General features: G+C 61.6%; 15 protein-coding genes. 2 read left to right on the forward strand and 13 right to left on the reverse strand.

Going from position 1 to position 15,510, the window contains the following annotated elements; genetic code table 11:
- Positions 1-3 precede the first annotated feature (3 nt).
- Both HJC00_RS18605 and HJC00_RS18610 read left to right on the forward strand, forming a co-directional pair.
- Positions 4-1,221 carry an NAD(P)-dependent oxidoreductase gene (locus HJC00_RS18605; RefSeq protein ID WP_210633237.1) on the forward strand — a complete coding sequence of 406 codons (1,218 nt, stop codon included), beginning with the start codon at positions 4-6 and terminating at the stop codon, positions 1,219-1,221.
- Complete coding sequence (locus tag HJC00_RS18610) at positions 1,218-2,747, forward strand: FAD-dependent oxidoreductase (protein ID WP_210633236.1); 1,530 nt, start codon at positions 1,218-1,220, stop codon at positions 2,745-2,747. The genes HJC00_RS18605 and HJC00_RS18610 overlap by 4 nt, the downstream gene beginning before the upstream one ends.
- 14 nt (positions 2,748-2,761) lie before the next feature.
- Here HJC00_RS18610 and HJC00_RS18615 read toward each other — a convergent pair whose 3' ends face one another.
- From HJC00_RS18615 to HJC00_RS18675, 13 genes are all read right to left on the reverse strand, one after another.
- Positions 2,762-3,592, reverse strand: coding sequence for a phosphate/phosphite/phosphonate ABC transporter substrate-binding protein (locus HJC00_RS18615; RefSeq protein WP_221164456.1), 831 nt, complete (start codon positions 3,590-3,592; stop codon positions 2,762-2,764).
- Positions 3,593-3,600: 8 nt separating this feature from the next.
- Positions 3,601-5,055: an NAD-dependent succinate-semialdehyde dehydrogenase gene (locus HJC00_RS18620; protein ID WP_221164457.1), complete on the reverse strand. Its 1,455-nt coding sequence runs from the start codon at positions 5,053-5,055 to the stop codon at positions 3,601-3,603.
- A 10-nt stretch (positions 5,056-5,065) separates the two neighbouring features.
- The gene (locus HJC00_RS18625; protein WP_210633233.1) at positions 5,066-6,145 is read right to left on the reverse strand and encodes an ABC transporter ATP-binding protein; all 1,080 of its coding nucleotides are present in this window, start codon (positions 6,143-6,145) and stop codon (positions 5,066-5,068) included.
- A complete protein-coding gene (locus HJC00_RS18630) occupies positions 6,142-6,942 on the reverse strand; it encodes an ABC transporter permease (protein ID WP_210633232.1) in 801 nt (266 codons plus the stop codon). Before HJC00_RS18630 ends, HJC00_RS18625 begins: the two co-directional genes overlap by 4 nt.
- Before the next feature lies 1 nt (position 6,943).
- Entirely contained in the window at positions 6,944-7,816 is an 873-nt protein-coding gene (locus tag HJC00_RS18635) for an ABC transporter permease (protein WP_210633231.1), read from the reverse strand.
- Positions 7,817-7,928: 112 nt separating this feature from the next.
- Positions 7,929-8,939 (reverse strand): ABC transporter substrate-binding protein, encoded by a 1,011-nt coding sequence (locus HJC00_RS18640; protein WP_221147213.1) that lies wholly within the window; start codon positions 8,937-8,939, stop codon positions 7,929-7,931.
- Positions 8,940-8,987: 48 nt separating this feature from the next.
- Positions 8,988-9,311 carry an NIPSNAP family protein gene (locus tag HJC00_RS18645; RefSeq protein WP_210633229.1) on the reverse strand — a complete coding sequence of 108 codons (324 nt, stop codon included), beginning with the start codon at positions 9,309-9,311 and terminating at the stop codon, positions 8,988-8,990.
- A 5-nt stretch (positions 9,312-9,316) separates the two neighbouring features.
- Positions 9,317-10,780 (reverse strand): aldehyde dehydrogenase, encoded by a 1,464-nt coding sequence (locus tag HJC00_RS18650; RefSeq protein WP_221155734.1) that lies wholly within the window; start codon positions 10,778-10,780, stop codon positions 9,317-9,319.
- Between the two features lie 4 nt (positions 10,781-10,784).
- Positions 10,785-11,825, reverse strand: a complete 1,041-nt coding sequence (locus HJC00_RS18655; protein WP_221147215.1) for an LLM class flavin-dependent oxidoreductase — start codon at positions 11,823-11,825, stop codon at positions 10,785-10,787.
- Positions 11,822-12,757 carry a flavin reductase family protein gene (locus HJC00_RS18660; protein WP_221164458.1) on the reverse strand — a complete coding sequence of 312 codons (936 nt, stop codon included), beginning with the start codon at positions 12,755-12,757 and terminating at the stop codon, positions 11,822-11,824. Before HJC00_RS18660 ends, HJC00_RS18655 begins: the two co-directional genes overlap by 4 nt.
- Positions 12,754-13,599 (reverse strand): alpha/beta fold hydrolase, encoded by an 846-nt coding sequence (locus tag HJC00_RS18665; protein ID WP_221164459.1) that lies wholly within the window; start codon positions 13,597-13,599, stop codon positions 12,754-12,756. Before HJC00_RS18665 ends, HJC00_RS18660 begins: the two co-directional genes overlap by 4 nt.
- A 15-nt stretch (positions 13,600-13,614) precedes the next feature.
- A complete protein-coding gene (locus HJC00_RS18670; RefSeq protein ID WP_210633224.1) occupies positions 13,615-14,217 on the reverse strand; it encodes an amino acid synthesis family protein in 603 nt (200 codons plus the stop codon).
- A gap of 475 nt (positions 14,218-14,692) precedes the next feature.
- On the reverse strand, positions 14,693-15,388 hold the full coding sequence (locus HJC00_RS18675) for a GntR family transcriptional regulator (RefSeq protein WP_210633542.1): 696 nt from the start codon (positions 15,386-15,388) through the stop codon (positions 14,693-14,695).
- Positions 15,389-15,510 lie beyond the last annotated feature (122 nt).

The following is a 15,510-nucleotide window of genomic DNA, read 5'->3' on the forward strand; positions in this document are numbered from 1 at the left end:
TGAATGGCACCGCGTCTCATCATCACCGGATCAACCGGCTATATCGGTGCAAGACTTGCCGCGCTGGCGCGTGAGCGCGGCTTCGAGGTGGTCGAGCTCGGCCGGCGCTCCGAAGCAAAGTGGCGCATCGGCGATGAGCCCGCCGCGTCCGATCTGAAGGGGGGGGCTGCCGTCGTTCATCTCGCGCATTCCTGGGCCACCGGGCCGGAGACGGCCGAGGAAAACAACATCAATATCTCGGGCACCGTAAAATTGGCGGAAGCGGCAAAGGCAGCCGGAGTGCTACGCTTCGTCTTTGCCTCCTCCACCTCGTCCAGGCAGGAAGCGCTGAACGTCTACGGCCGCACCAAGTACAGAATTGAACAGCATTTGGCGGCCAGCTTCGCGGCACCGATCGTTCGGATCGCGCGAATAGGGCTTGTTTACGGCGGCCCGCGCGCGGCGATGTACGGTCTCATGGCGAAATTATCGGCCTTAAGTCCGCTTCTGCCGATGATTGGGCTTAGCCGGAAGGTTCAGCCCATTCATCTCGACGAAGTCGCAGCGGGCTTGTTGACGCTGGCGACAGACGAAAGCCAGCTGCCGCAAACATTCGTGCTCGCTCAGGAGAAGCCGATAAGCTTTGCCGCCTGGCTGCGCATTCTTCGCCGCAGCCAAGGCAAAGGGAATCTGCATTTCATCCCGATCCCCCTCACTGCGGCCCTGTTTGCCTGTCGCATGACGAAGCTTCTGCCGCTGATCCCGACGGTCGATCCGGAGCGCGTCCTGGGGCTCGCGGGGGCCGCTCCTATGGAAAGCGGCGAGAGCCTCAGGCTGCTGAAGTTGAACTTGGCTGATCCATTGGTGGTGCTTTCCGCGGAGTTCGGCCAGAAGAGTGGAGAACCGTCGCGAAACGAGGCCGAGGCGCTGCTGCACTATCTCGGCGCCGCACCCACCGAAGCGCAGGTGCAGCGCCTCTCTGAAGGGCTTCGGCGCGAGGGACTGGCGCCGCTCGGTCTCTCCCCGACGCTGATCAGGCATCCGCGTCTGCTGTCGCTCTTTGAACCACCCGCCAATCAGACGCAGCATCGCCTCGCAAGAGCGCTTTACCTCGCCGATCTCGCGAGCGAGCCGGAACGGCAGCGGCGCAAAAAGGCCGGCTTCTTCAAGGCAATCCTGACCATATCAAGCGATGTCCTGCTGCTTCCGCTCCGCGCTCTTTTCGCCGGGAGATATCGATGAAAGGGGCCGATGCCGACTTCATCATCATCGGCAGCGGCCCTGCTGGTGTTTCCGCCGCGTTTCCGCTTATAGCGGCCGGCCGCCGTGTTCTGATGCTGGATGCGGGCAATGATCTCGGATCGCAGGAGGAAAGCCGCAGTGTGCGCATCCTCGGAAGCGATCTCGAATCCCTGCGCGTGGACGATGGCAGCTCGCCAAAACTGCAGACGCCGGTGTCGCGTGGAATTGTCGAACGGTTTCGACGCGATTCCGGCATAGCGGGCGCCGGCTTCATGCCCATCGGCAGCCTCGCCCGCGGCGGCCTCTCCAATATCTGGGGCGCGCAGATCAGCTATCTCGACGCCGAGGACATTGCCGATTGGCCGATAGACATTGCTTCCCTTCAAAGATCCTACGAGCGCATATCCCAACGCATCGGGATCAGCAGGAATGCCGATTTTACGGAAAGCGCCAACGAGCAGCCCGTCCTGCCGCTCGGGGCGACGGCCGCCCATATTCTTCAGAGACACAAGGTCGCGAAGCCGGTGGACGGATCGTTTCGGCTTTTTCCTGCCGTCAATGCCATGCTTTCGCAGGCGAGACCCGGGCGGGCGGCATGCGACCTGCGCGGCGACTGTCTCTATGGTTGCCCGAGCGGGGCGATATATAACAGCAGGCAAGATCTCCTTCTGTTGCGGAAATCCCCGCATTTTCGTTTGCTCGACAACATGCGGGCCGTCTCGTTGGCCCGCAACGCGGGCTGGACGGTCGGAACGGCCGACGGCTTGTCGTTTTCCGCTCCGAGGATCATTCTTGCCGCAGGGGTGCTTGGAACGGCCGCCCTGCTGGCCGACCATCTTCCGCTTGAGGAACAGGGACTGCGCCTCTTGAACAGTCCCACGCTGGCCATTCCCCTGCTCTCCCCCGCGAGATTGCTGCGCTCGTCAACGCCGACGCACAGCCTGGCGCAGCTCGGATTATCGCTGCGCTACGGCGGGGGCACATCCGATTATGTGACGGGAGCGATCTATGAGGTGGGCTCCCTGCCGGCACAAAGCTTCATCAACAGGATGCCGCTCGGCCGGAAGGCCGGACGTGCAGCGTTCGAGACGATCGCCGGAAGCCTGCTCGTCGCCACGATTTATTATCCTGGCGATCAAAGCCGCAGCTATATCCACCGAGATGCAACGACGGGAAGGAGTTTGATCATCCGGGGCGGCTTCGCGGACGGCTTTGAGATTCGTGCCGAAGCTTTGAAAAAGGCGCTTCGTCGCGAATGGAAACGATTGGGATTGATTCAGCTGCCGGGCGCATCGCTGGCAGAGCCGGGTGTCGACGCGCATTTCGCCGGCACCTTACCGATGGGTGCCTCCGGTCCGTCCGGCACCTCTGCCGACGGCGAGTTGAACCTCCATCCCGGTCTTCACATCGTCGACGGCTCGATTATTCCGGATCTGTCATCGAAATATATCACGATGACGATCATGGCCAATGCCGATCGCATCGCCCATCGTCTTGCCGAAACAGAAGCAAAGCCGGCACTCTGAATCCATTCGGCTCATCAAGCTCTCAGCTGCGGCAACGCATCTCCGGCCATTGACAGAAGCGGCTCGTAATCGACTTCGGAAAGCACCGAGATATCAATGAGACCCAGAGCCGCACGCATGGCGGCCAGCGACGGATCCTTGATGGCGGCACGCAGTGCATTACGCAGGAGCTCGACCCTCTCCTCCGGTGCATCGCCCGAGGTGATGAACGGCAGGCCGGGGCCCTTGGGTGTTTCGGCGATGATGCGAACCTGCCTCAGATCGTCGGGATCGAACCGGCCTATATTGGCATAGGTGATGCAATCGATGGCCGCGCTGTCTGCCCGGCCTTCAGCCACGGCGGCAATGCTGCCGCCGTGGCTGCCGGTTTCGATGATCCGACCAAAGAAGCGGCCGCCCCGGGCAAGCGGAGCGATTGCGGCGCGAAACAGATTGCTGCCGGAATTGCTGTCGAGACTGTTGATCGCAGCGGTGGTGCCGCGCAAATCCTCCAGCGACCGAAGCGGAGAATCCTTTCGGACGATGATGAAGCTGCGCATCAGCGCGCCGTCGCAGCCGGGATGTCCGTAGACAGGTGTCGCCACCAGGCGGACCCTGCCACGCAGGCGCCTGGCAAAAGGATAACCGCATGTCTGGGACAGGAGCAGATCCGGCCGTAGCCAGGCCTCGTCATAGCCAACCGTCCGGTCAAGCTTTTCCGGCACATCCTGAAGGCCGGCGTTCGAGAGGTAGTCTCGGAGGAACGACCACAGCTCGGCCGTCGCATGCGCGAGCGGCTCTGATGTGACATACATGGCGATGCTGACGAGCCCCGTTCCGGTGCTTTCCGCGGGAAGCGCAAGCATCGGCCCGCTCAGGCGATGCCGCCCAGGCACACATATTTGAGTTCGGTATATTCGTCCAAACCGTGGCTTGACCCCTCGCGGCCGAGACCCGACATCTTGACGCCGCCGAATGGCGCTTCCGCCGTCGAGACGAGACCGGTATTGACGCCGACCATCCCATATTCCAACGCTTCGGCGACGCGAAATACTCGCGACAGGTCGCGGGCGTAAAAATAGGAAGCAAGGCCGAACTCGGTATCGTTTGCCTGTTCGATGACATCCTCTTCGTCGCGGAAACGGAAAAGCGGGGCAAGCGGCCCGAAGGTTTCCTCGCGTGCGACCTGCATGCCGGCATCGACGTCACGCAGGATCGTCGGTTCGAAGAAGTGACCACCAAGCGCGTGGCGCTTGCCGCCCGAAACGATGCCGGCGCCCTTTGCAACGGCGTCCTGAATATGGCTTTCGACCTTGGCGACGGCGTTGTCGTCGATGAGCGGGCCAAGCACGACGTCACGTTCCAGACCGTTGCCGACCTTCAATGCCGAAACGGCCGCGGCGAGCTTTACGGCAAATGCCTCGTAGACGCCGTCCTGGACGTAAAGCCGGTTGGCGCAGACGCAGGTCTGGCCGTTGTTGCGGAACTTGGCGATGATTGCGCCTTCGACCGCAGCGTCGAGATCGGCGTCGTCGAAGACGATGAAGGGCGCATTGCCGCCGAGCTCGAGACCGAGTTTCTTGATCGTCGGCGCGCATTGCCGGTAAAGCAGTTCGCCCGTCCGGGTGGAACCGGTGAATGTCAGGACCCGGACGTCGCGGCTTGCGGTCATCGCCCCGCCGATTGCGGCGGCGTCACCCGTGACGATATTGAGAAGCCCCGCCGGCAAGCCGGCGCGCTCTGCGAGAACGGCAATCGCGATTGCGGAGAACGGCGTCTGCAGCGCCGGCTTGAGAACGACGGCGCAGCCGGCGGCAAGGGCGGGGCCGATCTTGCGGGTGATCATCGCGTTCGGGAAATTCCAGGGCGTGATCGCCGCGACCACGCCGGCCGGCTGACGCAGGACGAGGAGGCGTTTGTCGGGCTGGTGTCCCGGTATGGTCTCACCGTTGATGCGTCTTGCCTCTTCGGCAAACCATTCGATGAAACTCGCGCCATAGGTGATCTCCCCCTTGGCCTCAGCGAGCGGCTTTCCCTGCTCCAGCGTCAGGATCATCGCCAGATCATCGCGGTTTTCGATCATCAGGCGGTGCCATGCTTTGAGAACGGCGGCGCGTTCGCCGGCGGTCTTCTTGGCCCAAAGCTTCTGGGCGACGACGGCTGCCCGGATAGCGTCTTCCGTTTCCGCCGCACCGAAGTCAGGGACCGCGCCCAGCACCTCACCTGTCGCCGGATTGCGGACCATGGCCGCCCGGCGCCCCTCCGCTTCGATCCAGCGATCGGCGATGGGGCAGGCCTGACGGAACAGCGAGGGATCATTGAGCTTCATGGGACAACTTTCAGCAGAATACGTGAGCGGCGCCGGGATCGAAATCCAGATGGACTATATCTCCACGATTGAGCCCGGCAATAGCCTCATGACCGAACGGCAAGCGAACCGAAAGCGCCTCGCCTGTCGTCGTCTCTGTGGAGACGTGGATATTGTTGCCAAGAAAGGTAATGTCGCTGACAGTTGCGGCAAGGCCTGCGCCGGCGGCTCTTGCGCGCGACAGCCGAATGCGCTCCGGTCTCAGCATCAGCGCCGCCCTTGCGCCGGAGGTGCCTTTGCCATGCACCGGGATTTGATTGAAGATGGTTCCGCCTCCGAGCGCAATGGTGGCCTGTCCATCGGATGAGGACACCAGGTCGCATGAAATGAAGTCGCTATCGCCGATGAATTCGGCGACGAAGCGGGTCTTGGGATTGGCGTAAAGTTCGGGGCCAGTCCCGATCTGGTCGATGACGCCCTTCGAAAAGACAGCGATGCGATCGGAGAGCCGCAGCGCTTCCTCCTGGTCGTGCGTGACATAAAGGATCGTCACTTCCGTCTGCTGGTGGATGCGGCGGATCTCGTGCTGGATCTCCTCGCGCAGCTTCTTGTCGAGCGCCGACAGCGGCTCGTCCATCAGCAGCACCGGCGGATCATAGGCAAGCGCCCTGGCAAGGGCGACACGCTGCTGCTGGCCGCCGGACATCTGCGCGGGCTTGCGATCCTCGAAGCCTTCGAGTCGGACGAGGCGCAGCATTTCCTTCACCTTCAAGTCGATCTCGGCCTTCGAGTTGCGCCGGACTTTCAGCGGAAAGGCGATGTTCTCGCCCACTGTCAAATGTGGAAACAGCGTGTAGCGCTGGAACACCATGCCGATATTGCGCTTGTGCGACGGTGTGGCGAGCAAGGTCTTGCCCTCGAGCGTAATGTCGCCCTTGGTCGGGTTTTCGAAGCCTGCCAGGATGTAGAGTGTCGTGCTCTTGCCGGAGCCGGACGGTCCGAGAAAGGTCAGGAACTCCCCGCGCCGGACGTCGAGATTGACGTCGTGGACGGCGACGACAGGGCCGTATTCCTTGCGTATGCCGCGGATCTGAAGGAATGGTTCGTTCATTGTTTCAGTACCTTACGCACGACGGCAACCAGCGCCATCAAGATGATCGTCAACAGGATGAGAAGGGTCGAGGCTGCTGCGACGACGGGTGTCAGATCCTGTCGCAGCGTCGCCCAGACCTTCACGGGCAGTGTCTGCAGAGTCGGACTGGACATGAAGATCGCCACCACCACCTCATCCCAGGATGTCAGGAACGAGAAGACGGCGGCCGAAAACAGCCCATGGCTGATCGCGGGAAGCGTGACCCTGATCTTTGCTTCGAGCGGCGCGGCACCGCAGAGCACCGCCGCATCCTCGATCGATTTGTCAAAACCCTCCAGCGCACTCGATATGGACAGGATCGAGAAGGGCAGCGCGAGCACGAGGTGCGAAATGACGAAGCCCGTCAAGGTGCCGCCAAGGCCGATCCTCAAGAAGAAGGCGTAGAGAGCAACCGCGAGAACCACGACCGGAAGGATCATCGGCGTAAGGAACAGCGCCTTCAGCGCATCGCGGAACAGGAACGAACCGCGCACCAGTCCGAAGGACGTTACAAGCCCGAGCAGCACCGACAAAACCGTCACAATGACCGCGATCTTGAAGCTCGTCAAAGCCGATTCCAGCCACCGCGGGTCGGCGAAGAGCTCGCTATACCACTGAAATGTCCAGCCCGGCGGCGGAAAGATCAACCATTGCGACGAGCCGAAGGACAGCGCCGCGATAAAGACGATCGGCAGCAGCAGGAAAGCCGCGGTCAGAAGCGTGATCGCCAGGAGGAGATATTTCCACCAGCCAAGACGGTCGAAATTGAGCAACATATCAACGCCCTCCCGGGTTCTGGCTGCCGAAGAACCGCAGCTGCGCGGCATAGAGCGACAGTGTCACCACGAGCAGCACCAGCGCCGCCGCACCGCCCATTCCCCAGTTGACCAGCGACTGCACGAACTGCGCGATCAGCTCCGCGAGCATCATGTTGGCGGTACCGCCGAGGAGCGAAGGCGTAACGAAATAGCCGAGCGACATCACGAAGACCATGAGGGCGCCGGCCGCCATGCCGGGCATCGCCAAGGGCAGCAGAACGCGGGTCAGGCACTGCCAGCGGTTGGCGCCGCAAAGGGCTGCCGCCTGCAGGGTCGACGGGTCGATTTTCTTGATCACACCGTAGAGCGGAAGGATGATGAAAGGCAGCATGATATAGGTCATGCCGATCGTCACGCCTGTGAGATTGTTGACGAGTGCGAGCGGCTGGTCGACCAGGCCCATTCCCATCAGCATCTTGTTGATCAGGCCGGTCCGCTGCAACAGCACCATCCAGGCATAGGTGCGAGCCAGCAGATTGGTCCACATCGACAAGAGCAGGATCGCAAAGATCACCGACGTCAGGCGACCGGGCATGATCGCCAGCGCCCAGGCGACGGGAAAACCGATCAAAAGCGAAATGACCGTGACGAAACCGGAGACGATGAACGTATTTGCGAAAATCTTGAGATAGGTCGCCGACCCGATCAGTTGCGCATAATTGCCCAGACCCGGGACGGGTTCCAATACGCTTCGCAGCAGCAGGACCACCACCGGAACCACGAAAAAGATTCCCACGAAGGCCAGAGCCGGAACGACCCCGCCAAAACCTGTTGCCCTGCGCGCCTTCGGCAGAGGCATAATCGCGCCAGAGGCATCGCTATATGTCGACATGACAGTCCTTCCCACCCGTCAGTTTCCGCTGGCGGCGAGGTCCGATGACCGGCGCCGACGCTGCGGGAGGCACGGCGAACAATCGCCGTGCCCGTTGCTATGCCATTCCAGCTTATTTCGCCTGCCAGGCGTACCACTTCTCGCCGATGGCATCGCGATTATCGGCCCAGTAATTCATATCGGCATTGACCTGGCTTGCGGTCTGTTGGTCCGGCAGGGTCTTGGCGGTTTCAGGATCCATCAGCTTGGCCGACTCGACATTGATCGGCGCATATCCCGTGGCCTTTGCCAAGGCGGCCTGCGGTTCGGCGGAGGTCGCCAGCGCGATGAATTTCATCGCAGCCTCGGCATTCGGCGCGCCCTTCGGCACGACGAGCGCATCCGCAGCGGTGATGTTCTGCTCCCAGGAGGTCTCCACCTTGATGCCGGTCGCCGCAAGCGCCGTCATGCGGCCGTTCCAGACACTGCCGAAGGGCGCCTCTGCGGAGGCCAGGAGTTGCTGCGACTGGGCGCCGCCCGACCACCAGATGATATCGGACTTGATCGTATCGAGCTTCTTGAAGGCACGGTCGAGATCGAGCGGATAAAGCTTGTCCGCAGGCACGCCGTCGGCAAGCAGCGCGGCTTCGATCACACCCGGCGCCGACCACTTGTAGAAGGTGCGCTTGCCCGGGAATTTCGCCGTGTCGAACAGGTCGGCCCATGTCTTCGGGCAGGCTTTGACCGCATCGGCATTGCAGCCTATGACGAAGGAATAATAGAAGCTGCCGACCGAATAATCGGTGACGAAACGCGGATCGAGCTTGGATTTGTCGATAACGGAGAAGTCGAGCTTCTCGAGCTGGCCGTTCTTGCCGGCCTGGGCGGCATAATCGCCTTCGACATCGACGACATCCCAGTTAACTTCGCCGGCCTCGACCATCGCCTTGAGTTTACCGTAATCCGTCGGCCCGTCCTGCACGACGGTGATGCCGGTTTTTTCGGTGAAGGGGCTTGCCCAAGCGGCCTTCTGTGCGTCCTGGGTCGTTCCCCCCCAGCTCGAGAAAACCAGGCTGTCGGCCTTGGCCGGGGCGGAGACCGCCACGAATGCGGCAACCGCCGCAAAAGCAAATGTTGTTTTCATGTTCCCTTATCCCTGTTCTGGTTTGTCCTACGGGTATGCCTTATGCCGTCAGTGCGCCTCGCCCCTGGGAGAAAAGCTTGCTGGCTTCATAATCTTGTTTTCCGCCACCTCGATGAGATCGCGGATCTTGGGCAGGAAGGCCTGCCAGCGGGGATCGGCCAGAAGCCGTTGGCGTCTCGCCTCCCGGTCGTCCAGGCTTGTAAACGCCCAGATGTGAACGATTTCGTTGATCGTCCCGATCTCCGAAAAGAAATAGCCGACGAGCCGGCCGAGATGGCTCTTCTGGATTTCGATCCCCTCTTCCTCGACGACCTTGAGATATTGCGGGATCGCGCCGTTCTTCAGCCGATAGGTGCGGATCTCGTAAAACATCGGCGTCACCTCATCACGAAAGGATCGGGGATCGGATCGTCGGACGTCCTCAACCAGATCGTCTTGGTGCGGGTATAATCGAGGGCTGCGGCCATGCCGCCTTCCCGGCCGTGGCCCGACAGGCCGAAGCCCCCGAAGGGCGCAATCGGCGATACGGCGCGGTAGGTATTGACCCAGACGATGCCGGCGCGGATGTCCTTCATCAGCCGGTGCGCCCGGGTGAGGTTCTGGGTGAAGAGGCCGGAGGCCAGGCCGTAGCGGGTGTCGTTGGCAAGCCGCAGCGCCTCTGCCTCGGTCTCGAACGAGACGACGGAGAGGACCGGGCCGAAAAATTCCTCGATCAGCGAGGGCGAAGCGACATCATCGCAATCGAGAATCGTCGGGGCGAAGTAAAAGCCTTCACCATCGATCTTGCGTCCGCCGGTGACAAGACGGGCGCCGCTTTCGACCGACTTGGTAACGAGTGCACCGATATTGTCCTGCTGGCGCCGGGTGGCAAGCGGGCCGACCTCCGTCGTCATGTCGAGCGGCGGCCCGATCCGGATCGCCTCAGCCTTCTCCCGCAGCAGCGCGACGAATCTGTCCTTGATGTTGCGTTCGACGATGAGGCGCGATCCGGCAACGCAGCTCTGGCCTGTCGCCGCGAAGATGCCTGCGACCTGGGCATTGGCGGCACTTTCGAGATCGGCGTCGGCGAAGACGATGAAGGGCGATTTGCCGCCGAGTTCAAGCGAGGTGGAGGCGAGGTTTTCGGCCGAGTTGCGAACGACGTGCCGGGCGGTCTCGGGACCGCCGGTAAAGGCGACGTGGGCGACCTTCGGGTGACGGCCGAGTGCCGCACCGCAGGAGGCGCCGAAACCGGTGATGATGTTGACGACGCCGGCGGGAAAGCCAGCTTCGTGCACGAGGCGGGCAAATTCGAGAAGCGGCGCCGGCCCGTCTTCCGACGCCTTCACAACCATCGTGCAGCCGGCAGCGAGCGCCGGTCCGATCTTGACAGCCGACAGGAAGAGCTGGCTGTTCCACGGCACGACCATGGCAACGACGCCGATCGGCTCGCGGCGAAGCCAGACATCCATGTCGGGCTTGTCGATCGGCAGGTAGGAACCCTCGATCTTGTCTGATACGCCGGCGTAGTAGCGATAATATTCGGCGACATAGGCGATCTGCGCGGATGTTTCGCGGATGATCTTACCGGTGTCGCGTGTTTCCAGTTCCGCGAGGACCTGCGCATTGGCGGCAACGAGGTCGGCGAGATTATAGAGCAGCTTGCCGCGCTGCGTGGCCGTCATCTTCGCCCAGGGGCCTTCGTAGAGCGCCCTCTCGGCAGCGTTCACCGCCCGATCGACATCGCCCTCGCGCGCTTCGGGCATTTCAGCCCAGACCGCACCGGTGGCCGGATCGATGCTCGGATAGCTCGCTTCGCCATCCGAGAATTCGCCGTCGATATAATGCTGGAAACGCCGCATGGCCCTACTCCTGAAATGCCGGCATGACCTCGGCGATGAAGCGTTCGAGCGACGCCTTCTTGCGCTCGAAACTCATGCCGGTGTCGATCCAGAAGGAATATTCGTCGTAGCCGAGGGCTTCATAGGCCTTGAGTCTGCTGATGACGGTCTCGGCGTCGCCAACGACATTGTTGATGCGCATGACCTGATCCGACAGCATGGCGTTCGCTCGGATCTGCTCGTCCGGGATCCGTTCGATCAGGCCTTGGGTCACCGGCTTCTCATTCTTGAACCAGGCGAAGAAGTAGTTGTAGTAGACGCTCAGTTCATGGGCCGCCTCGGCGACGTCTTCTTCCGAAGAGCCGACATAGGTGTGGCGCAGCAGCATGATCTTCGGCCGCTCGACATGGGGATTCTTGGCGCAGGCATCGTTGAAGCGGTCCATCAGCGACTGAACCTCGTCGTCACCCTGCCAGAGCGGCGTGACCTGAACGTTGCAGCCGTTGGCGACGGCAAATTCGTGCGAATTCGGATCGCGCGCCGCCACCCAGATCGGCGGGTTCGGCTGCTGCAGCGGCTTCGGCGCCGACGTGGTCGCGGGGAACTTGAAGAACTCCCCGTCATGGGCGTAGTCACCGGCCCATATGCCCTTGACCGCCGGGATGAGCTCGCGCATGCGCTGGCCGGCACCCCAGGCGTCGAGACCCGGCAGCAACCGCTCGTATTCGAAGGAATAGGCGCCGCGCGCAATGCCGATATCGAGCCTGCCGTCGCAGATGATGTCGGTCATGGCTGCCTCGCCGGCAAGCTTGATCGGATGCCAGAAGGGGGCGATTACCGTCCCCGTCCCGAGCCTTGCCCGCGACGTGCGGCGTGCAAGATCGGCAATGGTCACGAAGGGGTTGGGCGCGATGGTGAAATCCATGCCATGGTGCTCACCCGTCCAGATCGCATGCATGCCGCCCTTGTCGGCGATCTCACAGAGCGCGACGAATTCGTCGTAGAGGCTCTTATGGCTCTGGCTGGCGTCGAGCCGTTCCATATGGACGAAGAGGGAGAACTTCATGCTTTTGCGCCCTTGGCTGGAATGGGATGAACTTTGCCGCCGGTCTCGTCGCCGAAATAGACGCCGAAATTGCCGATCGAGCTTTCCATGGCAAAACGGTTGACGATATCGGCGGTCGAGCTGGTCTTGAACTTTACGGCAGCCAGTGCGTCCGGCTTTACGAACCTGCCGCTCGCCGGCTCCCCATCGCCTGCGACAGCGTGGTAGACGATATGCTGCTTGCCATCGCTCTTGCCTTCGTAAACCGAATAGAGAAAGCCGATGCTAACCTTCAGCCCGGTGAGAGCCTCCAGATATTTTTCCAGCGCCTCGGTCGGGTTGCCGTCATGGGCATCGATGCTCGGGAGAGCGAGCACGTCGTCGCCGAGGAGCAAAACCTCGCCGCGGCGTTCGACGACGGCTGCAAGTTCGATATTGCCTTCGGCCGCGGCGGAAACCGCCTTGCTTGCGAGCGTCGGCGTGAAGTAGCCGCCACGGGCATAACCGAGACCGTTGCGGCCGCTATTGTCGAAGGATTCGATGCGTCCCATCAGAATGACGTGGTCGCCAGCCTCGATGACCTCTTCCATCGCGCATTCGAACCAAGCGGCGACGTTCGAGAAGATCGGGCAACCCGCCGATCCCTTGTCCCATTCGACCGCCGCAAACCTGTCTTCAACAGGACGCGCAAAAGTGTTCGACACGTCCTTCTGCGTTTCCGACAGCACATTGATCGCGAAATGCTGCGCGCCGGTCATGGTGGCAAAATTGCGCGAGGTCTTGGCAAGGCAGACGAGAAGCAAGGGCGGGTTGAGGGAGACTGAGGTGAATGAATTCGCCGTGAAGCCGATCGGATTCCCCTCCCCGTCGCAGGCGGTGACGACGGTCACGCCGGTCGGAAAAGCCCCGAATGCATCTCGCAATGCTCGTGGATCGACAGTCTGGATTGTCATCGTTCATCCTCCCCGAACGATAGCCACTCGGCGAGCAGCGAATTGACGATATCAGGCGCGGTCAGGTTCACCATGTGACGATGACCTTCGACGATGCGGGCCCAGCCCTTGGGTGCAAGCGCCGCCATCTGCGATGCCATCAGAGGCGTCGAGTTGGGATCATCCGATCCCGTCAGAAACAAGGCCGGACCGCGGACGTCTTTCCAGCGATCGGCATAGGTCTCGTCGCCTCCGGCGAAGGCGGCGTAAGCGACGGCATAGCCTTCCGGATCGACGAGGTTCAGCCACTCCCGCGTCAATTCGCGCGCAATGAGGCTGTCCGGGTCGTCGCCGAACCAGCGCGCCAGCGGGCCTTCCTTGTCGACGCCCGTCACCGGAATGGCGGCAGCCCGCGCAAGGACGGCCGCCTTCGCTTCCGGATCGCGCCTGTAGACGCCGTTGAGGTAAGCGACACGGCCGATTCGCTCGCCCAAGGTCGCCGCCGCCCCGCCGGAGATCAACGCCCCCATAGAATGTCCGGCGACACTCGCCGTGTCGATCGCCATCTCGTCGAGAAAACGCCCGAGCCAGGCGACGAATTCCTCGAGGCGGCTGCCCGCCGGCAGCTTCGCGCTCTCGCCGTGTCCCGGCATGTCGACAGCGATGACGCGATGGCCAGCCGACAGAAAGGCGATCTGCGGCGCCCAAGCCTCAAGCCGCATGCCGACGCCATGGACCAGAACTAGTGGTTCCCCGCTGCCGGCCTCGTGATAGGCTGTTCCGCTTGCCGTCCTCTTTCGGGGCAAGGCACCAGCGGCGCTCGTTGCTGCAGCGGTGCCTTTGGTCGATCCGGCTGTCAGCATCTGAGACGCGCTCCCTCAAACGCCCGCAGGATTGGCGACGTCCTGCCCCAGGTCTTTCAGATCCTGGTAGCGGTCGCCAATGCGGTGATGCGGACGTCCGCCCACCGAAGCGCCGAGAGCCACGACAATCTCGTCGGCGGCAGGCGCGTCGGGGATCGACGTCTGGATGGTCAAATAGTGCGAGCGGCGGCCTTCGTCATTCTTGTCCATCAGCGGGATCATGATCGGCGCGTTGGCAGGGCCGCGGGTATTGCAGAAGGCGAGATAGGACTTGGCGCCGACGGCCTGGCGATAGAAATTGCCGAAACGCAGCGTGTGGATGAGCGCGGACGCATGTTCGATTTCGCCATCCAGGCCGACGAGGGCCGACTTTCCATAGGCTTCGACAGCCTCACCCGATCCGACGGCATCGATGATCATCTTGGTCAGCAATTCGCCAAGCACCGGAGCGCCCGCATGAATTTCGGGTTTGAGATCTTCGACGAAGCCCTGCCCTGCCCAGGGGTTCTTCACGACAGCGTAGGCCGAAAACAGCTTCAGCGGCACGGCCGCGGCCTTGCCGCCTTCGATCAGCGTCGTTTCGATCTGCAGTCCCGTCTTGCGAATTTGAATGGCCATCGAATACCTCAATCTCGTTTAGTTTGTATTATGGTATACCATAGTATCGGACTGTCAAGTTCGCTGTGCGCGCGGCCTCGACAGAGACAAGCGCCTTTCAGGATATTCGCAAAAAACAATAGATTACCGCTTCGCCAGCCTTATCCCCATAGGCCACCAAGGCATTTACTTGGCTGACAACTTCGGGGCGCACTAACGTCGCTTAGTCCCAATGATCTCTTCGTTCCTGTCAATTGTTGTCAGCTGACACAGCCCCTGCGCATGGCGGCCCACGGGCTTTGAAGGAGGCTGAAAGCCGGAAGGATCCAAGCTCATGCCAACGCCATATTATTTATTATGGCATACCATCACATCAGACAAACTGGGTGTCAAGCGGGAGTGTGGGCCCTCCGGCATCTTGACCACGTATGCTGATAGAAATCGATGATGCGAATGCTTCGCCCGCTTCCAATGGAAGCTGCGGCGGTTGCAGGGTTTACTCGGCTGACTTTTTGGCCGACAGCACCGCTTCAGCAATCGCGCTCGCGGCAGCGACATGATCCATCGCCGCCCGGTAAGCCCCCTCGCCGTCGCCGCGACGGATGGCGTCGACGATCTTCGCCATCTGCGCCGGCCCTTCAATGCCGCGCCTCTCCGTTTTAATCGTCATCGAGCGCAAGTGGTTTATGCGCACGGTGAGGAGATTGACGACACCCCAGGCAACGTGCCTGTCAACCATCGTGAACAGCGTCTGATAGAAGGAAGAGGTGTTGGTCAGCACTCCCGCCATATCGTTGTCGCGATAGCTGTTGCGTATTTCGTTCAGAGATTCTTCCAGCGCCGCGACGATCTGGGGGCTGCTGTGCTCCGCGCAGAGCCGCGCCGCCATGCCCTCGAGAGCACCGCGGATCTCATAGATCTGCTTGGCTTCCTCGATGCCGAGTTGGGCGACTATCGGTCCCTTGTTCGGCAGATTGGCGACGAGCCCTTCCGATTCCAGGTGTCTCAGAACCTCGCGCACGACAGTCCGGCTGACGCCGAGTTGGGCGCAGAGGTCACGTTCGACAAGCCGATCTCCTGGACGAAAATAGCCGTTCACGATGGCTTCCCGGACCTTGTCGAGCGCCAATTCCCGCAATGTCTTTGCAGGACGCTCGACCCTGATTGTTGCGTCCTTCAGAGCGCCGCTCATTCTGCACCTCAGTGTTGACCGGCTTCACACGCTGCGGCAGCCGAATTCGAAATCGTATTATGGCGTACCACGCACTGTAGCTGTCGGCGGCTGTCAATTCAACAAGCACCGAACCGACCACT

Origin of the sequence: Rhizobium sp. NLR22b (assembly GCF_019685295.1) — a bacterium.
In the GTDB taxonomy this organism is placed as follows: Bacteria; Pseudomonadota; Alphaproteobacteria; order Rhizobiales; family Rhizobiaceae; genus Rhizobium.

What these genes read in the sequence shown, in the direction of transcription:
- HJC00_RS18605 (WP_210633237.1), top strand. Translation starts at nt 4, where the DNA reads ATGGCACCGCGTCTCATCATCACCGGATCAACCGGCTATATCGGTGCA.
- HJC00_RS18610 (WP_210633236.1), top strand. Translation starts at nt 1,218, where the DNA reads ATGAAAGGGGCCGATGCCGACTTCATCATCATCGGCAGCGGCCCTGCT.
- HJC00_RS18615 (WP_221164456.1), bottom strand. Translation starts at nt 3,592, where the DNA reads ATGCTTGCGCTTCCCGCGGAAAGCACCGGAACGGGGCTCGTCAGCATC.
- HJC00_RS18620 (WP_221164457.1), bottom strand. Translation starts at nt 5,055, where the DNA reads ATGAAGCTCAATGATCCCTCGCTGTTCCGTCAGGCCTGCCCCATCGCC.
- HJC00_RS18625 (WP_210633233.1), bottom strand. Translation starts at nt 6,145, where the DNA reads ATGAACGAACCATTCCTTCAGATCCGCGGCATACGCAAGGAATACGGC.
- HJC00_RS18630 (WP_210633232.1), bottom strand. Translation starts at nt 6,942, where the DNA reads ATGTTGCTCAATTTCGACCGTCTTGGCTGGTGGAAATATCTCCTCCTG.
- HJC00_RS18635 (WP_210633231.1), bottom strand. Translation starts at nt 7,816, where the DNA reads ATGTCGACATATAGCGATGCCTCTGGCGCGATTATGCCTCTGCCGAAG.
- HJC00_RS18640 (WP_221147213.1), bottom strand. Translation starts at nt 8,939, where the DNA reads ATGAAAACAACATTTGCTTTTGCGGCGGTTGCCGCATTCGTGGCGGTC.
- HJC00_RS18645 (WP_210633229.1), bottom strand. Translation starts at nt 9,311, where the DNA reads ATGTTTTACGAGATCCGCACCTATCGGCTGAAGAACGGCGCGATCCCG.
- HJC00_RS18650 (WP_221155734.1), bottom strand. Translation starts at nt 10,780, where the DNA reads ATGCGGCGTTTCCAGCATTATATCGACGGCGAATTCTCGGATGGCGAA.
- HJC00_RS18655 (WP_221147215.1), bottom strand. Translation starts at nt 11,825, where the DNA reads ATGAAGTTCTCCCTCTTCGTCCATATGGAACGGCTCGACGCCAGCCAG.
- HJC00_RS18660 (WP_221164458.1), bottom strand. Translation starts at nt 12,757, where the DNA reads ATGACAATCCAGACTGTCGATCCACGAGCATTGCGAGATGCATTCGGG.
- HJC00_RS18665 (WP_221164459.1), bottom strand. Translation starts at nt 13,599, where the DNA reads ATGCTGACAGCCGGATCGACCAAAGGCACCGCTGCAGCAACGAGCGCC.
- HJC00_RS18670 (WP_210633224.1), bottom strand. Translation starts at nt 14,217, where the DNA reads ATGGCCATTCAAATTCGCAAGACGGGACTGCAGATCGAAACGACGCTG.
- HJC00_RS18675 (WP_210633542.1), bottom strand. Translation starts at nt 15,388, where the DNA reads ATGAGCGGCGCTCTGAAGGACGCAACAATCAGGGTCGAGCGTCCTGCA.